The organism is Micropruina sp. (genome assembly GCF_047606365.1).
GTDB lineage: Bacteria > Actinomycetota > Actinomycetes > Propionibacteriales > Propionibacteriaceae > Micropruina.
This window is the reverse complement of the sequence record NZ_JASGEN010000007.1, coordinates 67,662-85,843: the sequence shown is the minus strand read 5'-3', so window position 1 is coordinate 85,843 and position 18,182 is coordinate 67,662. Positions and strand designations below refer to the sequence as shown.

At 69.0% G+C, this 18,182-nt stretch carries 15 protein-coding genes; 7 read left to right on the top strand and 8 right to left on the bottom strand.

Going from position 1 to position 18,182, the window contains the following annotated elements; all coding sequences use genetic code 11:
• Window positions 1-43 precede the first annotated feature (43 nt).
• Window positions 44-730 (top strand): type 1 glutamine amidotransferase domain-containing protein, encoded by a 687-nt coding sequence (locus QM624_RS01415; protein WP_415088301.1) that lies wholly within the window; start codon window positions 44-46, stop codon window positions 728-730.
• 17 nt (window positions 731-747) lie between these two features.
• Here QM624_RS01415 and QM624_RS01410 read toward each other — a convergent pair whose 3' ends face one another.
• Both QM624_RS01410 and QM624_RS01405 read right to left on the bottom strand, forming a co-directional pair.
• Complete coding sequence (locus tag QM624_RS01410) at window positions 748-1,710, bottom strand: Gfo/Idh/MocA family protein (protein WP_415088300.1); 963 nt, start codon at window positions 1,708-1,710, stop codon at window positions 748-750.
• A gap of 63 nt (window positions 1,711-1,773) precedes the next feature.
• Window positions 1,774-2,607, bottom strand: coding sequence for a class I SAM-dependent methyltransferase (locus tag QM624_RS01405; RefSeq protein WP_415088299.1), 834 nt, complete (start codon window positions 2,605-2,607; stop codon window positions 1,774-1,776).
• Between the two features lie 160 nt (window positions 2,608-2,767).
• On the opposite strand from QM624_RS01405, the gene QM624_RS01400 reads away from it, so the two are divergent.
• A complete protein-coding gene (locus tag QM624_RS01400) occupies window positions 2,768-3,445 on the top strand; it encodes a winged helix-turn-helix transcriptional regulator (protein ID WP_415088298.1) in 678 nt (225 codons plus the stop codon).
• Window positions 3,446-3,482: 37 nt separating this feature from the next.
• Here the strand turns inward: QM624_RS01400 and QM624_RS01395 are convergent, their stop codons facing one another.
• The gene (locus tag QM624_RS01395) at window positions 3,483-4,055 is read right to left on the bottom strand and encodes an HdeD family acid-resistance protein (RefSeq protein ID WP_415088297.1); all 573 of its coding nucleotides are present in this window, start codon (window positions 4,053-4,055) and stop codon (window positions 3,483-3,485) included.
• A 260-nt stretch (window positions 4,056-4,315) separates the two neighbouring features.
• On the opposite strand from QM624_RS01395, the gene QM624_RS01390 reads away from it, so the two are divergent.
• Window positions 4,316-5,626: a glycosyltransferase family 2 protein gene (locus QM624_RS01390; protein WP_415088296.1), complete on the top strand. Its 1,311-nt coding sequence runs from the start codon at window positions 4,316-4,318 to the stop codon at window positions 5,624-5,626.
• A gap of 115 nt (window positions 5,627-5,741) precedes the next feature.
• Here the strand turns inward: QM624_RS01390 and QM624_RS01385 are convergent, their stop codons facing one another.
• Window positions 5,742-6,356 (bottom strand): NUDIX hydrolase, encoded by a 615-nt coding sequence (locus QM624_RS01385; protein ID WP_415088295.1) that lies wholly within the window; start codon window positions 6,354-6,356, stop codon window positions 5,742-5,744.
• 134 nt (window positions 6,357-6,490) lie between these two features.
• Between QM624_RS01385 and QM624_RS01380 the strand changes: the two genes are divergently transcribed.
• Entirely contained in the window at window positions 6,491-7,936 is a 1,446-nt protein-coding gene (locus QM624_RS01380; RefSeq protein WP_415088294.1) for a 3' terminal RNA ribose 2'-O-methyltransferase Hen1, read from the top strand.
• Window positions 7,933-10,488 (top strand): polynucleotide kinase-phosphatase, encoded by a 2,556-nt coding sequence (locus QM624_RS01375; protein ID WP_415088293.1) that lies wholly within the window; start codon window positions 7,933-7,935, stop codon window positions 10,486-10,488. The genes QM624_RS01380 and QM624_RS01375 overlap by 4 nt, the downstream gene beginning before the upstream one ends.
• Before the next feature lie 263 nt (window positions 10,489-10,751).
• Here the strand turns inward: QM624_RS01375 and QM624_RS01370 are convergent, their stop codons facing one another.
• From QM624_RS01370 to QM624_RS01355, 4 genes are read right to left on the bottom strand one after another with little or no spacing between them, the layout of a single operon-like run.
• Complete coding sequence (locus tag QM624_RS01370; RefSeq protein WP_415088292.1) at window positions 10,752-11,015, bottom strand: hypothetical protein; 264 nt, start codon at window positions 11,013-11,015, stop codon at window positions 10,752-10,754.
• 10 nt (window positions 11,016-11,025) lie between these two features.
• Complete coding sequence (locus QM624_RS01365; RefSeq protein ID WP_415088291.1) at window positions 11,026-11,184, bottom strand: hypothetical protein; 159 nt, start codon at window positions 11,182-11,184, stop codon at window positions 11,026-11,028.
• A 40-nt stretch (window positions 11,185-11,224) separates the two neighbouring features.
• Window positions 11,225-14,236: an alpha-mannosidase gene (locus QM624_RS01360; protein WP_415088290.1), complete on the bottom strand. Its 3,012-nt coding sequence runs from the start codon at window positions 14,234-14,236 to the stop codon at window positions 11,225-11,227.
• The gene (locus QM624_RS01355) at window positions 14,236-15,435 is read right to left on the bottom strand and encodes a glycoside hydrolase 5 family protein (protein WP_415088289.1); all 1,200 of its coding nucleotides are present in this window, start codon (window positions 15,433-15,435) and stop codon (window positions 14,236-14,238) included. The genes QM624_RS01360 and QM624_RS01355 overlap by 1 nt, the downstream gene beginning before the upstream one ends.
• Window positions 15,436-15,668: 233 nt before the next feature.
• Between QM624_RS01355 and QM624_RS01350 the strand changes: the two genes are divergently transcribed.
• Both QM624_RS01350 and QM624_RS01345 read left to right on the top strand, forming a co-directional pair.
• Window positions 15,669-16,709 carry a LacI family DNA-binding transcriptional regulator gene (locus QM624_RS01350; protein WP_298134485.1) on the top strand — a complete coding sequence of 347 codons (1,041 nt, stop codon included), beginning with the start codon at window positions 15,669-15,671 and terminating at the stop codon, window positions 16,707-16,709.
• Window positions 16,710-16,865: 156 nt separating this feature from the next.
• Window positions 16,866-18,146 carry an ABC transporter substrate-binding protein gene (locus QM624_RS01345; protein WP_415088288.1) on the top strand — a complete coding sequence of 427 codons (1,281 nt, stop codon included), beginning with the start codon at window positions 16,866-16,868 and terminating at the stop codon, window positions 18,144-18,146.
• Window positions 18,147-18,182 lie beyond the last annotated feature (36 nt).

Sequence of the window (18,182 nt, the reverse complement as noted above, 5' to 3'; positions counted from 1 at the left end):
GGCGTCCCCATCCGGACGCAACTCCCCTGCGAAAGGCCTTCCGATGACTGTTTCCTCCACCGCCCGGGTGTTGCTGGTGCTCACCAGCCACGACGACCTCGGCGGCATCCGCAAGACCGGCTTCTACATCGACGAGGCCGCCGAGCCGTGGCAGGTGTTCACCGCTGCCGGCTACACGGTCGACTTCGCCTCGGTACAGGGCGGCGTCCCCCCGCAGGACGGCCGCCGGATCGGCGACCCGGTCCAGGACGAGTTCCTCAACGATCCGCAGGTCGCCCGCCTACTCGCCCACACGCCCGCCCTCGCCGACGTGGACGCCGCCGGCTACGACGCGGTGTTCTACGTCGGCGGTCACGGGACGATGTGGGATTTTCCCACCTCTCCGGACGTCGCCAGAGTCGGGCGCGAGGTCTATCAGAGCGGCGGTGTCGTCGCCGCGGTCTGCCACGGTCCCGCGGCCCTGCTGAACCTGACCCTCGCCGACGGCACGCATCTGGTCGACGGACGGCGGGTGACGGGCTTCAGCAACGCCGAAGAGGAGGCTGTCGGCCTGACCGAGGTGGTGCCGTTCCTGCTGGCCGAAGAAATGAGCGCCCGGGGTGCGACGCACGTGGCCGCCCCGAACTTCACCGAGAACGTGGTGGTGGACGGGCGCCTGGTGACCGGCCAGAATCCGCAGTCGGCCGCCGGTGCGGCGCGGGAGGTCGTTGCCGTCCTCGCCGGCCGCTGACAGACCGACCGCAGACGTCAGCGCGGGCCGCGCGCCAACTGCTCGTCCATGATCCGGCGGCTGGCGAGGGTCAACTCGGCCCAACGCGGGTCGATGGCGCCGGCATCCACCTGGTCGACGAAGTCGAGCACCTCGTGCTGCATGGTGTCGGCCGGGGCGACCCGTGGACCGGGCAGCAGCAGCCGGCTGGCACCGCCGCGTGGGTGCAGTTCGATCCGGGACAGCTCGCCCGGGTCGTCCATGGTGAGGGCGGCGTCCTCGCCGTAGATCACGCTCGGGCCGAGACCGGCGGCGATCTTGGAGTAGACGACGTCGGCGACCAGGGTGCCGTAGTCGAGTTGCAGGCTGCCGCCGCCCTCGAAGCCGTTCGCCAGCCACACCGACGCCCCGGACGTCCGCGGCGGGATGCCGAACAGGTCCAGTGCCGGCTGCAGGCAGTAGACGCCGATGTCGGCCAGTGCCGAGTTGCCCAGCGACGGATCGAAGGCGTTCAGCAGTTCGCCGGCCCGGAACCGGTCGTAGCGCGACGAATACTGCAGCTTCTCGAACCGGGCATGCCGCAGCGCACCCAGCTCGGGCAGCGTCGAACGAACCAGCTGATGCGCGGGGGTGTGCACATTGCGCACCGCCTCCATCGCGATCACGCCCGCGGCTCGGGCGGCGGCGAAGATCTCCTCCACCTGGACGGCCGAGGTGCCGATCACCTTCTCAACCAGCACATGCCGGCCGGCCGCGAGGGCCCGCATCGCCTGCGGATGGTGCGCGGCGTTCGGGCTGGCGATGTAAACCGCGTCAACCGCGTCGATCAGGGCGTCCAGATCGTCGAACGCCGATCCGATGCCCTGAGCGTCGGCGAAGGCCTGGCCGCGTCCGAGGTCGCGAGAATAAACCGCGGCGGCCTCGGCACGACCGGTGGCCCGGCAGGCCGCGGTGAACCATTCGCTGATGAAGTTGGTGCCGATGATCCCGAAACGCAGCATCGATGATTCCTCTCGGTCGCGCTGGAGCGGGCCGGTGACCCAGCCCGCTCCGACGCTATCGGCTCACCCGGCTCTGCGGGCGGTGACCACCAGGTACTCCCAGTCCATCGCACCGTCGATCAGCGCGTCGTCGGCGAGGCCGGCCAGTGCCACGTCCAACTCGGCACGCCGGACGGCGTCGTCCCCGACGTTGCGATAGGCGCCGAGAGTGGGCCCGTAGTTGTCGCGGAAGAAGTCGCGGAACTCGGCTCCGGTGGCGAACCGGTCCACCCGCAACATCCGCCGCTCACACCGCAGCTCGGTCACCCCGTCACCGAACAGGTCGGTGACGTAGTCGGGATCGCCCCACCGGGGCGCCGGCTGGACGCCCGGCGGCGGGGCCGGCACGAACGGACGCACGGTGGCGAACAGCTGTCCGATGAAACCGGCCGGGGTCCAGGAGATCAGCCCGATCGTCCCGCCCGGACGGCACACCCGGAGCAGCTCGGACGCGGCTTCGGCATGGTGCGGTGCGAACATCACCCCCACGCAGGACAACACCACATCGAAGCTGCCGTCGGCATAGGGCAGCGCCTCGGCGTCGCCCTGTTCCCACTCGAGGCGCAGGTCCTCGATGGCCGCGAGCCGGGCACCCTCGGCGAGCAACTCGGGGGTAAGGTCGCTGGCCACCACCGCTGTGCCCCGCCGAGCGGCCGGAACGGCGGCGTTGCCGGTGCCGGCGGCGACATCGAGCACCCGGTCGCCGGGACGGACGCCGCAGGCCTCCACCAGGCTCGCACCGAGGGTGGGGATCACCTCGCGGGCCACGGCGCCGTAGTCGCCCGACGCCCACATGGCGCGGTGCTTCTGCTTGAGTGCCTGATCCGCCCCGGTGGCCGGGATCAATGTGTCAGTCATGGTTCTTCCTCCCCGGGATCGCACCGTGCGACCCCTCATCAAGGGTCGATCCGCGCGGCGTACCGCTCCAGTGCGGGTTCTGTACCGGAGGCGGTTCACTTTCTGTACTGGTGCGGGGCCCCGACAGGGCGTGTACTTGAGCCGGAAAAGGGGGTGGGAGATGAGCGGGTACGGACAGTTCTGCCCGGTCGCCAAGGCGATGGAGGTGCTCGACGAGCGCTGGACGATCCTGGTGCTTCGGGAGTTGCTCAAGGGCAGCACGCGATTCAACGAGTTGCGCCGCGGCGTCCCCAAGATGTCGCAGGCGTTGCTGGTGAAGCGGTTGCGCAGCCTGGAACGGCACGGGGTCGTCGAGCGGGTCGGGCACGGCAGCCACACCAGCTACCGGCTCACCGCCGCCGGACGCGAACTCGATGCGATCGTGCGTGGCTTGGCGGCCTGGGGCACGCGCTGGATCGGTGAGTTGGGCGAGGAGGACCTGGATCCGCATCTGCTGATGTGGGACATCCAGCGCACCGTGCCGATCGACGCCTGGCCACGGACCCGGACGGTGATCGGGTTCGAGCTGCGGGAAGCCGTCCAGGCCGGGTCGCGATGGTGGCTGGTGGTCGCCGAGGGCGAGACCGATCTGTGCGACTACGACCCCGGCTACGAGGTGAATGCCGTGGTCAGTGGTGGTTTACGAGACCTGATCCGGGTGTGGCGGGGCGATCTGGGCTGGCCGGACGCGCTGCGCACCGGGGCCGTGACGATCAGCGGACCACGGCTGATCTGCCGGCAGGTACCGAACTGGATCGGGCAGGCCGAGACGGCGTCCGTGCCCCGGGTGGTCGGCTGAGAACAGGCGACCACCCCGGCGCCGGGAGCGTGACCGGTCAGGCGGTCGGGTCGGACGGCGGAACGATCTCGCCCTCGATCGGCGCGATCCGGTTGACCTCACGGCGGACCAGGAAGCCCACGGTGATCAGCACGATGCCCCAAACGATCGCCAGGATGCCGAGCCAGAGCGCGATGATCAGGGCGGCCGCGGTGTTGGGTGCGGAGAGCACGAGCCAGCCGGCGAGCAGCCAGAACACGCCGCCGAGCACCAGCAGCCAGCGGGGTGCGGTCTGCGGTTGGGTGAACGCCGAGACGATCTCGATGATGCCGCGCAGCATCAGCCAGACACCCAGCACCCACAGCAGCGCGAGGCCTGCGGTCAGCGGTGAGAAGACGGCGACGCCGCCGGCCAGAATGCCGACGACGGCGGTGAAGATCAGATAGCCGCGGGATTGGTCGGGTCGCGGGTTGAACGCCATCACGGCCGCGACGATGCCGTCGAGCAGTGCGTAGATGCCCCACAGGATCACCAGGGTGATCCCGGTGGCGATCGGGAAGAACGCTGCGACAAGGCCGAAGAGCAGGGCGACGGCGCCGGAAACGAATAGGTAGGTCGATGACCGTTTCATCAGGTCGATCATGCTGAGTCCTCCGACGGGGGAAGCTGCCCGTGAGGTGTGCATCGGGCGATGCCCAGTCTTCCACGCGACCCCATCGAGCGCTCCCCGAACTACTTACCGCTCGCCGAATTCAGCGAGCCCCAGATAGTTCGGGGAGCGCTGGGTGGGCGAACCGCCGGACCAGGCTCGGACAGTCGGGGACGGCGCACCCTAGACTGGCCCCTCAGCGCCGGTCACACCGGTAACCATCCACGACAGGAGCCCCCACGGTGCCCGTGCTCGATGTGATCGGCTGGGTTCTCCAGACGATCATGGTGATCGGCGCCGTCTACGGTCTCTATCACGTTCTCGTCGGCCTCAACGCGTTCGGGGAGTTGAAGCTGCCCGAGCCGCAGCCCGGTGAGAAGCAGCATCGTTTCGCGATCCTGGTGTGCGCCAAGAACGAATCGTCGGTGATCGACCAGTTGCTGCTCACCCTGGGCAACCAGGAGTATCCGCGTGAGCTGTACGACGTCTTCGTGGTCGCAGACAACTGCACCGACGACACCGCCGAAATCTGCCGGCGGGCGGGTGCCTTCGTCTATGAACGCACCGATCCCGACCGCAAGGGCAAGGGCTTCGCGATGTCGTGGTTCTTCGAGCGGTTCAACGTCGACCATGCCGGCCAGTACGACGCCTGCGTGGTGTTCGACGCCGACAACGTCGTCGAGGTCGGTTTCCTGGAGGCCGTCAACACCCGGTTCAACCACGGCGAGACCATCGTGGTCGGCTACCGCACCGGCAAGAACCCGTCGTCGTCATGGGTGGCCGGCTGCAGCACCCTGTACTGGCTGCTGCAGACCCGCTTCTTCCACCTGCCGCGCAACCGGTTCGGCTGGTCGCTGTTCTCGGTCAGCGGCACCGGCTTCGGCTTCCTGCTGTCGGTGCTCGACGGCAAGGGCTGGGACACCAAGACCCAATGCGAGGACATCGAGTTCACCCTGAACGCGATCGCCGAGGGGCATCGGGCGGTGCTCGAACCGCGCGCGGTCTTCTTCGACGAGCAGCCGCAGGGGCTGTGGACGTCGATCAAGCAGCGTTACCGCTGGGCGCTGGGCGGCGTCCAGATCGTGCCGATCTGCACCCCGCGGCTGTGGCGCCGGGTGCGTTCGGGGGATCGGCGGGCGATCGACGGCGTCATCTACAGCGTCGGTCTGCTGGTCTCTGCGATCGCCGGCTGGTCCAGCATGGTGTTCAGCGTGATGACCGCGTTCCGCACCGGCAACTGGACGCTGATGATCATCGCGGGCGCCGCGTTCGGATTGTTCGCCTACCTGTTCACCCTGATCTTCGGCTGGATCACCGTCATCCTCGAGGACGCCCGCTGGCCCGGCATGTGGAAGACGATCGTGCTGTTCCCGGTCCACCTGGGCATCTGGTGGGTGCTGATGCTGGTCGCACTGTTCTACCGCGACTCCACCTGGCACGACATTCCGCACACCGTCCGGCTCAGCCTGTCCGAGATCGAGGCCGAGCATCACACCGGACGGCTGCCGCTGCGGCGTCCGGAGGGCCGGGAGCCGGACGCAGACGCGTCCTGATCCCGAGCGCCGTCGGGCCGGACTCGATCCTCGTCATCCCGGACTCGATCCTCGTCATCCCGGACTTGACCCTCGTCATCCCGGACTTGATCCGGGATCTCCAAACCAGCCGTTCTCAGGCGGCCGGATGCTCCCATTCCCACACGGTGCCGGGCCGGCCGCGTCCGAGCACCATGCGTTTGCTGCTCACGGCGAGCCCCCGCAACGAGGCCAGCCGGCGGTTCAGGTTGCCCCGGTCAGGGGCGATGCCGCTGAGGGTGTGGGTGATTGCCACGGCCGCACTCACCGGGAACTCGGCGCCGGTGAGCGCCCTGGTGAACTCCAGGTCGCGCCACAGCATGTCGACCAGCAGCGGACGGCACTCGAAGAGCATCACGTTGTGGTCGAACGCCAACTTGGGAACGTCGTCGAAGCCGTACCAGTCGGCGTCGCCGTCACCGACCGCCCACATCGCCACCGACAGCGAATAGCCGCGCGGATCCCGGTTGGGCTGATCGAAGACGGTCAGCTGACCCAGCGCGGAGACGTCGAAACCCACCTTGGAGATGACGGCACGGTGGGCAGCGGCGGCCAGCCGCTCACCCTCGCGCAGCAGCACGCCGGGCAGCGCGGGGACGCCGAGATAGGGCTCGGTGGTACGAGGCTTGGTCGCCAACTCCACCCGCCGCAGTTCCGCGTTGTACCGCAGCGCGATGACATCCACCGAGACCAGAGATCCGACGTTGTTCATGGTGCCTTCTTGTCAACATCGCTTCATCAGCTGTTCATTGGTCTGCCTGACTATAACCGGCACGACGAGGCTTGTCAGGCGGTAGTTGAACCTGGTCGAGGGTTGCCGCGGAGCATCGCTGCCACAATGGCCCGGTGTTCTTGACCCTGACCATGACCGGAGCGGACGCCCCGGCACTGGGTCATCTGCTGCGCAAGCACCCCGACCGAGTGCAGACCTTCACCCTGCCGGTGGGCGCCGCGACGGTGTTCTATCCGGAGTCGACGCCGGAACGGGTGACCGCGGCGCTGCTGCTCGAGGTCGACCCGATCGGCATGGTGAAGCGCCGGCTGAAGTCGCGCGACGGGTTGTCGCTGACCGACTACGTCACCGACCGGCCGTATGCGGCGTCGTCGATGCTGGCGGTGGCGTTGGGCCGGGTGTTCAACACGGCGCTGAACGGCCGCAGTGAGTCCTACCCGGAGTTGGCCGCCGGACCGGTGCCCCTGGAGATCCGGACGCCGGCGGTGCCGGCGCGCGCGACGTCCCGCCACTCGGGTGCCGAAGTGGTGCGCCGCCTGTTCGAGCCGTTGGGCTGGAACGTCACCGTAACCACCCGCGACTTCGGTCCGGACGGAAGCTGGGGGCCGGCACCGTATGTCGACCTGACCCTGACCGGACGGGTCCGGCTGGCTGACGCGCTGTCGCAGCTGTACGTGCTGTTGCCGGTGCTCGACAACGCCAAGCACTACTGGGTCGGCTCGGACGAGGTGGCCAAGCTGGTACGCCGTGGTGAGGGCTGGCTGGCATCTCACCCGGAGCGGGAGCTGATCGTGCGCCGCTACCTGAAATCGCGCCGCGACTACGTGGAGGACGCCACCGCGCGACTGCAGGCGCTGGACGACGCGGTCGACGAAACCGAGCCGCACGACCCGGCCTCCGGTGGGGAAGGGGCAGAGGCACCGACGCCGCTCAAGCTGTTGCGCCTGCAGGCCGTGCTGGACGCCGTCCGCGAGGTCGGCGCGCGCCGAGTGGTCGATCTGGGCTGCGGCGAGGGGTTCTACCTGCGGGCGCTGCTCGACGACCCGGCGATCACCGAGATCGTCGGGATCGATGTGTCGCCGCGGGTGCTGGAGTATGCCGAGCGCCGGCGGGGCCTCGACCGACGCTCGGAACGGCAGCGGGCGAAGCTGTCGCTGTGGCAGTCGTCGGCGACCTATCGCGACGACCGGCTGACCGGGTTCGACGCGATCCTGCTGGTCGAGGTGATCGAGCACCTCGACCCCGACCGGATCGATGCCCTGGAAGCGAGTGTGTTCGGGGCGGCCCGCCCAGCGCATGTCGTGCTCACCACGCCGAACCGGGACTACAACGTCGTCTACGGGCTGCCCGACGGTAAATGGCGGCATCCGGACCATCGCTTCGAATGGACGCGCGCCGAGTTCGCCGCGTGGGCGCGACGTGTGGGCGTCCGTTTCGGCTACCGGGTGGAGCTCCGCGGCGTCGGTGCGGTCGACGCCGAACTCGGCGCGCCGACCCAGCTCGCCCTGTTCAGTCGCGACGACGCCCCGGAACCGCCCGGACGAGGGGAGGGTCGATGACCGAGCTGCCGGTTCCGGCGCTCAGCCTGGTGGTGCTCGTCGGGGTGTCCGGCTCGGGCAAATCCACCTTCGCCACGCGGGCGTTCGCGCCGTACGAGGTGCTCAGCTCCGACTACTGCCGGGCGCTGGTCAGCGGTGACGAAACCGACCAGTCGGCCAGCGCGGACGCCTTCGATGTGCTGCACCACATCGCCGGTAAGCGCCTCGATCGAGGGTTGCTGACTGTCGTCGACGCCACCAACGTGTCCCGCGAGGCGCGGGCGTCCCTGGTGCAACTGGCCCGCGACCACGACGTGCTGCCGGTGGCGATCGTCCTCGACGTGCCCACGCAGGTCGCGATCCAACGCAACGCCAGCCGCGCCGACCGCCCGTTCGGGGAGGGGCCGATCAAACGTCAGGCGGCCCAGCTGCGCCGCTCGGTCCGTGGGCTGGGCCGGGAGGGCTTCCGCAAGGTGCACGTGCTGACCTCGGTCGACGAGGTCGACCAGGCGGTGATCGTCCGCGAGCGGCTGCTGAACGACTTCCGCGATGAGCACGGACCGTTCGACGTGATCGGCGACGTGCACGGCTGCCTCGACGAGCTGGTGCTGCTGCTCGAACGGCTCGGCTACCTGGTGGTTCGGGATTCCGCCGGGAGGGCCGTCGATGCCCAGCACCCAGAGGGACGCCGCGTCGTGTTCGTCGGCGACCTGGTGGATCGCGGCCCGTCGTCGGTGGGCGTGCTGCGGTTGGCGATGGGTATGACGGCCGCCGGTCACGCGCTGGCGGTGCCGGGCAATCATGAGGCGAAGCTGATCCGGGCACTCGACGGCCGCAACGTGCAGGCCAGTCACGGCTTGGAGCGGACGTTGGCCGAGCTCGCCGACGAACCCGACGATTTCCGGATTGAGGTGCGGGAATGGTGTCGCAGCCTGGTCTCGCACCTGGTGCTCGACGACGGCAAGCTGGTGATCGCCCACGCCGGACTCAAACAGGCCTACCACGGCCGGGCGTCCGGGCGGGTGCGGTCGTTCGCGCTGTATGGCGATACGACCGGCGAGACCGACGAATACGGGCTGCCGGTGCGGCTGCCCTGGGCTGAGGAGTACCGGGGACGGGCGCTGGTCGCCTACGGACACACCCCCACCCCGACGCTGGACTGGGTCAACAACACGTTGTGCCTGGACACCGGCTGCGTGTTCGGCGGCAAGCTCTCCGCACTGCGCTACCCCGAGCGGGAGACGGTCTCGGTCGACGCGCTCGGCGTCCACTACGAGCCGGTGAAACCGCTGGTTCCAGAGGCTGAGCAGCGCGCCACCGACGAGCTGCGGCTCGACGATGTCGCCGGACGCCGCTCGATCGAAACCTCGACGATGGGCCGGGTGACGATCACCGCCGAGGACGCCGCCGGTGCCCTCGAAGTGATGAGCCGCTTCGCGCTGCACCCCCGGTTGCTGCCCTACCTGCCGCCGACCATGTCGCCGGTCGCCACGGCGAAGCGGGAGGGCTACCTGGAGCATCCCGCCGAGGCGTTCGCAACGTATGCGGAGTGGGGCGTCGATTGGGTGATCTGCCAGGAGAAGCACATGGGGTCGCGGGCGGTGGTGTTCGTCCGGCCCGGTGACGGGGCGGTCTACACCCGCACCGGCCGCACGTTCTTTGGCCCAGAACTCACTGCGAACCTGCTCGACCGGGTGCGGGCGGCCGTGAAGGCCGCGGGTCTCGATCGGGAGCTCGGTTCGGACTGGCTGTTGCTGGACGCTGAGCTGCTGCCCTGGTCGGCCAAGGCCGGGTCGCTGCTGCGCGAGCAGTACGCGCCGGTCGGTGCGGCGGCGGCGATGGCGTTGCCGCCCGCGGTTGCGGCGCTGCGGATGGCCTCCGCGCGCAATGTCGACCGAGCGGGTGAGGTGGAACGAGGGGACGGTTCTTTTCGTTCCACTGGGCTCGACATCGGGCCGCTGCTGGAGCGCACCGAGTCCCGGCTCGCGAACGCGTACGCCTATGACGCGGCCTGGCAGCGTTACGTCTGGCCGACGTCCGGGCTGGACGGCGTGCAACTGGCGGTCTTCCAGGTGCTCGCCGCCGAAGGGGCATCGTTCGCCGGACGTGACCACCAGTGGCACCTGGCGATCGCCGACCGGCTGGTCGAAGCCGATCCCGGGTTGTTCCGGACGACGCGGCGGCTGGTGGTGGAGGTGGACGACGCCGAGAGTGTCGCGGCCGGCATCGGTTGGTGGGAGGAGCTGACCGAGGCAGGCGGTGAGGGCATGGTGGTGAAACCGCTTGCCAACCGGGTGCCGGTGACCAAAGGACGCCGTCCGCAGCCCGGTCTGAAAGTGCGCGGCCGGGAGTATCTGCGGATCATCTACGGCCCCGACTACACCGAGCCCGGCAACCTCGAACGGCTCCGCAACCGCAACCTCAGTAGGAAGCGCTCGCTGGCCCTTCGCGAGTATGCGCTGGGGTTGGAGGCGGTGGATCGGCTGGTCGCCGGGGAGCCGCTGTGGCGCGTCCACGAGGCGGTGTTCGGGGTGTTGGCCCTGGAATCGGAGCCTGTCGATCCGCGGCTGTGACGATCCGACGGTCGGTCGGCGGATCCCCAGGGAGCCTTGGGCTGCTCTTGAGGTTCCGCTGATCGTTGGTTGAGGAGCACCCGGCAGAGTTCTTCTCGTGCTGGGGGGCCAAGCCACCACAGGGCAGGGGCCGGGATCGTGATTCGGGGGAACACGAGCCAGGTCGGAAACTGCCTAGTGGTGAGACGGATCGAGCCGGGTCTGGACGCAGGAGGAAACGTCCGGAACCCGGCTCTCCGCAATTTCTCTGGTCGAGCCTGTGGTTAGGAGACCGTGAGTACCTGATAGCCGCCGATGACCTCCCAGAACAGAAGCACCGGAAGCGCCAGCACCGCGGCAGCGGCGATCCAGTAGACCGCTCGGACCCACGGTGTCGACGACGACCAGCCAGCCCGGATCAGCGCCACCACAATCACGGCGCCGAGCGCGGCAAGGGCGATGAACCCGAAGAAGTGGAGGGCGATGGCCACCACGAGCGCGAACAGCGCCCAGCCGCCCGCTCTCTTCGCAGTGGTCTCGGCTTGCACGGCAGTCACGCTACGCGTTGTTGCCCTCCTCGACCAGTAGGTCGCAGCGGTGGATCAGGGCAGCGGCCCCGATCAAGGGAGCGTCTACGGAGTCGGCGGCGGCCAGTTGCTCGCCGTCCGAACCCGTCCAGCCCTGCGCGGCGAGTCCTCGCCGATAGGGTCTCGACAAGCTCGACCAACGGTGGGGGCAAGCTCGGCTGACGGGGCTGTTAAGCCTGGGCGATCCTGAGGGTCTGCACCTGGAACGGACGCAAAGTGAGGCCGACTGACACTCCGCCGGCCGTCGCGGCGTGGGCGACCGGATCGCCGGGGCGCTCCAACAAGTCCGCGGCCCGCACGGAGGCAACCGGCAGATCGACGGTCAGTTCAGTCGACGCTCGGCCGCCGGAGGACTCGTAGATCCGGACGATCAGGTCGCCCGAGCGGTCGTCGGCGAGCTTGACCGCGCTGATCAGCACCCGCGGATCGCTGGACGTCACCAGCGGAGTCAGTTCAGCGCCGCGCGCTGGGCGGGCCGGCACATTGACCGCCCAGCCCAGCTCGGTGGCCCGGGCCGGGTCGGCGCCGAAGGCGAGCGCGAACCGCATCTGCTGGACGCCGAGGTCGGTCCGCGGGTCGGGGAAGCGCGGAGCCCGCAGCATCGAGAACCGGACGTCCGAGACGACGGTGCCGCCGCGCTGCGATCGCACCACGTCGAAGCCGTAGGTGGAGTCGTTGGCGAACGCCACCCCGAAACCCGGCTCCTGGACCAGGAACCAGCGCTGGGCGTGGGTTTCGAAGCGGGCGTTCTCCCATGAAGTGTTGTCGTGGGTGGCGCGCGACTGGAAGCCGAACTGGGTCTCGGCCACGGCGGTGTCGGCGAACACGTCGATCGGGAAGGCCAGCTTGAGGAACTTCTCGGTCTCCTGCCAGTCGACGGTGTTGTCGATCAGCAGCGCCCGGCCGTCCGCGGACAGCGACAGCCGCTGCTCGATGGACGAGGCACCGAACGAACGGCGCACCACGATCGCGTCGCCGTCCAGCCGCACCTCGTCGGCGGTGTCGATGTCGTGGCGCATCTGGCGGTAGCTGTTGTCGACGTCCCAGGCGTCCCACAGGTTCGGGAAGTCCTGGTGCAGCTGCAGCAGGTTGCCCCGTTCGCCGGCCGGGATCGCATCCCGTCCGGACGCCAGGTCGACCGCGCTCAGCACGTGCCCGGCGGCGTCCAGTTCGATTCGGACGGCGTCGCTGGCCAGCACGAAACCGTCCCCCGCCACCGAGGCAGTGGTGCCGGCGGGGGTGACCGGAAGGCTGACGGCGCCCGCGGTGACGCCCGATTGAGCGATCGGTGCGGCGTTGACCAGGAGGTTCGGCTCTGCGGCGTCCAGCTCGACGCCCAACGCCGCCAGCGAGTCGGTGATCACCTGGTTCAGGCTCTGCGCCACCAGCGCGTAGCGGACGGCCGCCTCGCGATGCACCCAGGCGATCGAGGTGCCGGGCAGGATGTCGTGGAACTGCAGCAGCAGCACCTCGTGCCAGGCCCGGTCGAGCGTCTCGTACGGGTACGGACGCCCCGCCCGGACGGCCGCGACGCTGGCCCACAGCTCGGCCTCGAACAGCAGCTGTTCGCTGCGCCGGTTGCCCTGCTTCATCTTGTGCTGGGTGGTGTACGTGGCGCGGTGCCGCTCCAGGTACAGCTCGCCCTTCCACACCGCCGGCTCGGGCAGCTCGGCCCTGGCCCGCTCGAAGAAGGCGTCCGGGGTCTCCCAGGCGACCTTGGCGCTGCCCTCCAGGTCGGCCAGCCGCTTGGCTCGGGCGATCATCTCGCGGGTGGTGCCGCCACCGCCGTCGCCCCAGCCGGTCGGCGCCAGCGAGGACGACCCGACCGATTTCTCCTTGAAGTTGCGGTCGGCGCGGGCCACCTCGTCACCGGACAGCTGGGAGTTGTAGGTGTCCATCGACGGGAAATGGGTGAAGATCCGCGAGCCGTCGATGCCCTCCCAGTGGAAGGAGCTGTGCGGGAAGATGTTCCGCTCGTTCCAGGAGATCTTCTGGGTCAGGAACCATTCGAAACCGGCCCCGACAAGCAGCTGCGGCAGTGCCGCCGAGTAGCCGAAGCTGTCCGGCAGCCAGGCCCCGCGGCATTCGACGCCGAACTCGTCGCGGAAGAAGCGCTGCCCGTACAGGAACTGCCGGATCATCGCCTCGCCGCCGGGCAGCACGGCGTCGGCCTCGACCCACATGCCGCCGACCGGGACGAAACGCCCGTCGGCGACCGCCTGCTTCACCCGGGCGTACACCTCGGGCCGGTGCTCCTTGATCCAGGCGTACTGCTGGGCGCTCGACATGGCGTAGATGAAGTCGTCGTGCTCGTCGAGCAGCGTGACCATCGAGCTGGTGGTGCGGGCCACCTTGCGCACCGTCTCGCGCAGCGGCCACAGCCACGCCGAGTCGATGTGGGCATGGCCGACCGCGGTGATCCGGTGGGCGGACGGCGCGGCCGGGCTGCTCAGCACCTCGACGAGTTCGGCCCGGCTCGCCGCGGCGGTGCCGGCGATGTTCTGCAGGTCGACGGCGTCCAGCGCCCGGTCGAGCGCGAACAGGATGCGTGCCCGACGGGCGGAGCTGACATCCAGCTGCTGGGCGAGTTGCAGCAGCACCTCGACGTCGTGGACAAGTTCGAACACCTCGGACTCGAAGACCACCGCGTCCGCACGTCGGATGCGGTACAGCAGCTCCTCGCCGGCAGTGGCCCACTCGCCCTTCTCAGTGGGCTGGAACGGCACATAGTCGAGCAGCACCGGATTGGACGCCGCCTCGACGTAGAACTCGATCGGCTCACCGCCGGTGGCCTCCCGGACCACCGGGATCCACTGTGCGCGCGGGTGCAGCGATCGCACCGGGCTGCCGTCCGCGCGGTAGACCAGGCCCTCGGCCTGGAAGCCCGTCATGTTGATGTCGAAACCGAGGTCGAGCAGCACCTCGACCCGCTCGCCGGCGAACTCGGCGGGCACCTGGCCGGTGACCCGGAACCAGGTGGTGTCCCAGGCCCGCCCCCACGGCTCGCCCGGCTGGGTCGGTGCGTACTCGGCGGCCAGCCCGTCGGCGACGGCGATCGGCTCGCCGCCCACCCGGTGCGCGGCGAGCATCAGCGGATGTGGCCGCGAATGGATGGCCGGGCGCAGCCGCTCCTCGAGGACGCGAACCGCGCGGGCGAGCGTCAGATCCTGATTGTTGTGCATCAAGCCTCCACGGTCGCGGCCAGGGTCACCCGAGGGTGCCGGCCGGCACGGGCAATGTCCATGTAACGCTCCCAGAACGCGCCGCCCGGTGCCAGATCGCGGCGGCTCACGTCGGTGGGGTCGAGCAGCAGCCGTGGCGGGTCGGCGTCGTCGACGCCCTCCCGGCGGCGTCGGCGCAACTCTTCCATCGCCCGGGCGAGGACCCGGCCCTCGGTCTTGATCGTGCCGTGCTCGTCGATCAGGCCGAGGTCGTACTCCAGCTCGGGGAAGTCGGCCAGCGAGCGGCTGACGTCGTGCGAGCACCACCAGGTGATGCCGTACAGCTGCGGGGTGTCGGCGAGTTGCTCGACGGTGGCCTCGATGAACGGCGCGACCGACGCCCGCGGCAGCACGTTGCGCGGCGCACCCACCTCCTGCACCCACACCGGGCGGTCCGGGTCGGCCTGGAACGCCCGGGCCACCTCGGTCAGGTAGCGGGCGTGCGCCCGGGTCTCGAACGCGTCCGGGCCGTAGACCTGCGCGGTGCCGTTGAACACCCACGAATGCAGCACGGTCATGTCGCCCAGGTTCGCGGCGTGGGTGGGGGTGAACGGCTGGGTGTCGTCGTACCAGGTGGCGTCGTAGCAGGCGTGCAGTGCCGCGACGTCGGGGGCGCCGGTGCGCAGCGCACCCAGCATCGCGTCGAGCCACGCGCTCACCTCACCCTCGGACGCCGGATACGGCTCGGGATGGACGGTGCCGGTGAACTGGTTGACCTCGTTGCCGACGGTCAGCCCGAGCAGGTTGGGGTGGCCGGCGCAGGCCCGGGCCAGCGCGGTCAGGTAGGCGGCGGTGGAGGCCACCACGTCGGGGTCGGTGAAGAAGCCGCGGCGATGCCAGCTGGTCAGCCAGGCCGGCACGAAGTCGAAGCTGGACAGGTGTCCCTGCAGGCCGTCGACCCAGACGTCCAGGCCGCGCTCGTCGGCGAGCTCGATCACCTTTTCGACATCGGCCAGGCCGCCGGGGCGGATCAGCGTCCGGTTCGGCTGCAGCAGCGGCCAGAGCGGGAAGACCCGGACGTGGTCGACGCCCAGTTCGGCGATGGTGTCGAAGTCGCGGGCCACGTCGTCGGCGCAGAAATCGAGCCAGTGGTGGAACCAGCCGACGCGCGGGGTGTAGTTCACCCCGAAGCGGACCGGGGCTCCAGCAGGGGCCATCATCGGCGTAACTTTACCGATTGAGTATCACCTGTCAAAGACCTCGTCCGAGGCCTGCGGCGCGGGTTCGGACGAGGTCTTTGACCGTCGCTGGCGAGCGCGTCGGGCCCAGTCACCGGGGCGGGCCGGAACCACCCCGGCCGGGGCGGCCGCGAGTGGGGCCAGGCACCCCTGACCACCCCTCCGCCACTACGTTAAGGTTGGCCCGGAAACAGGCACGACCGGGAGGCGGAGCAATGGCGGCCAGAGAGGCGGGCATTCCCCGTTCCGGCCGCGTCACGATTTCTGACATCGCCCGTCGGGCGGGTGTCACCAGCGGCGCCGTTTCGCTCGCAATCAACGGCAAACCGGGCGTTTCCGATATCACCCGGGCCCGCATCCTCAGGATCGCCGACGAGATGCGCTGGCGTCCGAATCACGCCGCGAAAACGTTGCGCGGCCAGAGCCCGCATTCCATCGGACTGGTGCTGACCAGACCCGAAGAGGTGGTCGGCGAAGAAGTCTTCTTCACCAAATTCCTCGCCGGTGTCCAGTCGGTGCTGAGTCAGCGGGGCTATTCGCTGCAGTTGCAGATGGCCACCGACCTGGCCTCCGAGACCGCCATCCATGCCGACTGGATCGCCGACGGTCGGGTGGACGGCATCCTCGTCCTCGACCCGCGGGTGGACGACCCACGGGTGGCCGCCCTACTCGAACTGGGCCTGCCTGCGGTGATCGTCGGCGGCGACCAGGACGGCGCGGCGTTGACCAGTGTCCGCACCGACGACGGGCAATTCATGCGGGTGGTGTTCGACCACCTGCTCGCCCTGGGGCATCAGCGCATCGGTTACATCACCGGCGACCAGAGCTTCGCCCATATTCGCCGGCGCATTGCTGCTTTCACCGACTACACCCTTGAATCGGGTATCTGGGGCATCACCCTGGCGGCAGACTTCGTGCCGCAACAGGCCAAGGAAGCCACCCGGAAACTCATGTCGTCGCCCAAGGGACCGACCGCGCTGATTTTCGACAGCGAGGTGATGGCCATCGCCGGAATGGCCACTTTGAGCGAGTTGGGATTCGCTGTTCCGGGCGATGTTTCGGTGTTGTCCTGGGAAGACTCGGCAACCTGTCGGGTGCTGCACCCGACGCTCACCGCGCTGAATCGGGACGCTGCGGCATTGGGTCGCCAGGCCGCGACCGGCATGCTGCGACTGCTCGATCGCGAACCGGCCGACGAGCCGGCGGTCGTCGCCAGCGTGGTGCCCCGCGAGTCCACGGCGCCCCCGGCGTCCTGACCTTCGCCCTCTGTGGCACGCCGGAGCCTGCCCGGCAGTTGATTCGCCCTGGCCCGATCGGTGGGCCATGTCTTGCACTCAACTCAATCGTTGTAGTAGCTTCCACGCCACCATGCGCCGTCGCTTGGGCGGCCTGCACATACAAGAGGAGGCATGATGAGACGCTTCACCGGACTCGTCACCCTGGTGGCATCGGCCGCACTCGCTCTGACCGCTTGCACGGGTGGTGGTGCCCCGGCACCGGCTCAGCCCAGCAGCAGTGGCGGCGCGCTCTCCGGCACCGTGAAATTCCAGAGCTGGTCGTTGAAGAACGAGACGTTCAGCCCCTACTTCGAGAAGCTCATCGCTGACTTCGAGAAGGAGACCGGCGTCAAGGTCGAGTGGCTCGACCAGCCCGGCGAGGGCTACCAGGAGAAGGTGCTGGCCCAAGCCAACTCCAACTCGCTGCCCGACGTGGTGAACCTGCCGCCGGACATCGCGTTCCCGCTGGCCAAGGCCGGAGTGCTGCTCGACGTCAACGCGGCCGACCCGTCGCTGGCCGCCACCTACGTTCCCGGCGCCTGGCAGGCGTACTCCTACCCGGGCCTGACCGGCACCTTCGGCCTGCCCTGGTACCTGGGCACCGACCTCAGCTGGTGGAACGGCACCGAGCTGAAGAAGTACGGGGTCGACACCAACAATCTGCCCACCACCAACGAGCAGCTGATCGAGCTGGCCAAGAAGGTCGGCGAGGAGTCCAAGGGCAAGCTGCCGATCCTCTCGTCGATGCCGACGGTCGATCTGTTCGCCTCCAGTGGCATCCCGGTGATCAACGACGCGGGTGACTTCACCTTCAACACCCCGCAGGCCGCTGCGATCGTCGATCAGTTCCGCGACGCCTACAAGGCGGGCGGGGTTCCGCCAGAGGCGCTGACCGGTGACTTCGGCGGCAACGCCGACGGCTTCAAGGCGGGCAAGGTGGGCTTCACCACCGCGACCTCGACCTTCGCCGGCGACCTGGAGAAGAACGCACCGACCATCCGCAAGGGTGTCATCGCCACGCCGCGCATCGGCGACGCGCCGCTGTTCGTGCAGGGTGTCTCGGTGGCGGCCAACTCGACCAACAAGGACGCCGCGATCGCCTTCGCGAAGTACCTGACCAACACGGCCAACCAGGTGGCGTTCTGCAAGATCGCCGTCGGCTTCATGCCCGGCACCGTCGAGGGCAGCGCCGACGTCGCCTCGCTGACCGAAGGCATCAAGGACGAGCTGCAGCTCAAGGCCATCGGCATCGTGGTGGAGTCCATGAAGACCGCCCGGGTGCTCACCCCGGTGCAGTGGACCAGCGCCATGAAGACCTACATGGACCAGCAGCTGGCCCTCGCCCTCAAGGGTGAGATCAGCTCCCAGGAGGCGCTCGACAAGATCGTCAAGTACGCCAACCAGAACAAGGTCTGATCCTGTTTCGCTGAGCGATCCCGGGAAGTAAGGAGG

Coding starts and splice junctions, on each gene's coding strand:
- QM624_RS01395 (WP_415088297.1), bottom strand. CDS start 4,055: ATGAAACGGTCATCGACCTACCTATTCGTTTCCGGCGCCGTCGCCCTG.
- QM624_RS01350 (WP_298134485.1), top strand. CDS start 15,669: ATGGCGGCCAGAGAGGCGGGCATTCCCCGTTCCGGCCGCGTCACGATT.
- QM624_RS01360 (WP_415088290.1), bottom strand. CDS start 14,236: ATGCACAACAATCAGGATCTGACGCTCGCCCGCGCGGTTCGCGTCCTC.
- QM624_RS01415 (WP_415088301.1), top strand. CDS start 44: ATGACTGTTTCCTCCACCGCCCGGGTGTTGCTGGTGCTCACCAGCCAC.
- QM624_RS01385 (WP_415088295.1), bottom strand. CDS start 6,356: ATGAACAACGTCGGATCTCTGGTCTCGGTGGATGTCATCGCGCTGCGG.
- QM624_RS01355 (WP_415088289.1), bottom strand. CDS start 15,435: ATGATGGCCCCTGCTGGAGCCCCGGTCCGCTTCGGGGTGAACTACACC.
- QM624_RS01400 (WP_415088298.1), top strand. CDS start 2,768: ATGAGCGGGTACGGACAGTTCTGCCCGGTCGCCAAGGCGATGGAGGTG.
- QM624_RS01345 (WP_415088288.1), top strand. CDS start 16,866: ATGAGACGCTTCACCGGACTCGTCACCCTGGTGGCATCGGCCGCACTC.
- QM624_RS01410 (WP_415088300.1), bottom strand. CDS start 1,710: ATGCTGCGTTTCGGGATCATCGGCACCAACTTCATCAGCGAATGGTTC.
- QM624_RS01375 (WP_415088293.1), top strand. CDS start 7,933: ATGACCGAGCTGCCGGTTCCGGCGCTCAGCCTGGTGGTGCTCGTCGGG.
- QM624_RS01405 (WP_415088299.1), bottom strand. CDS start 2,607: ATGACTGACACATTGATCCCGGCCACCGGGGCGGATCAGGCACTCAAG.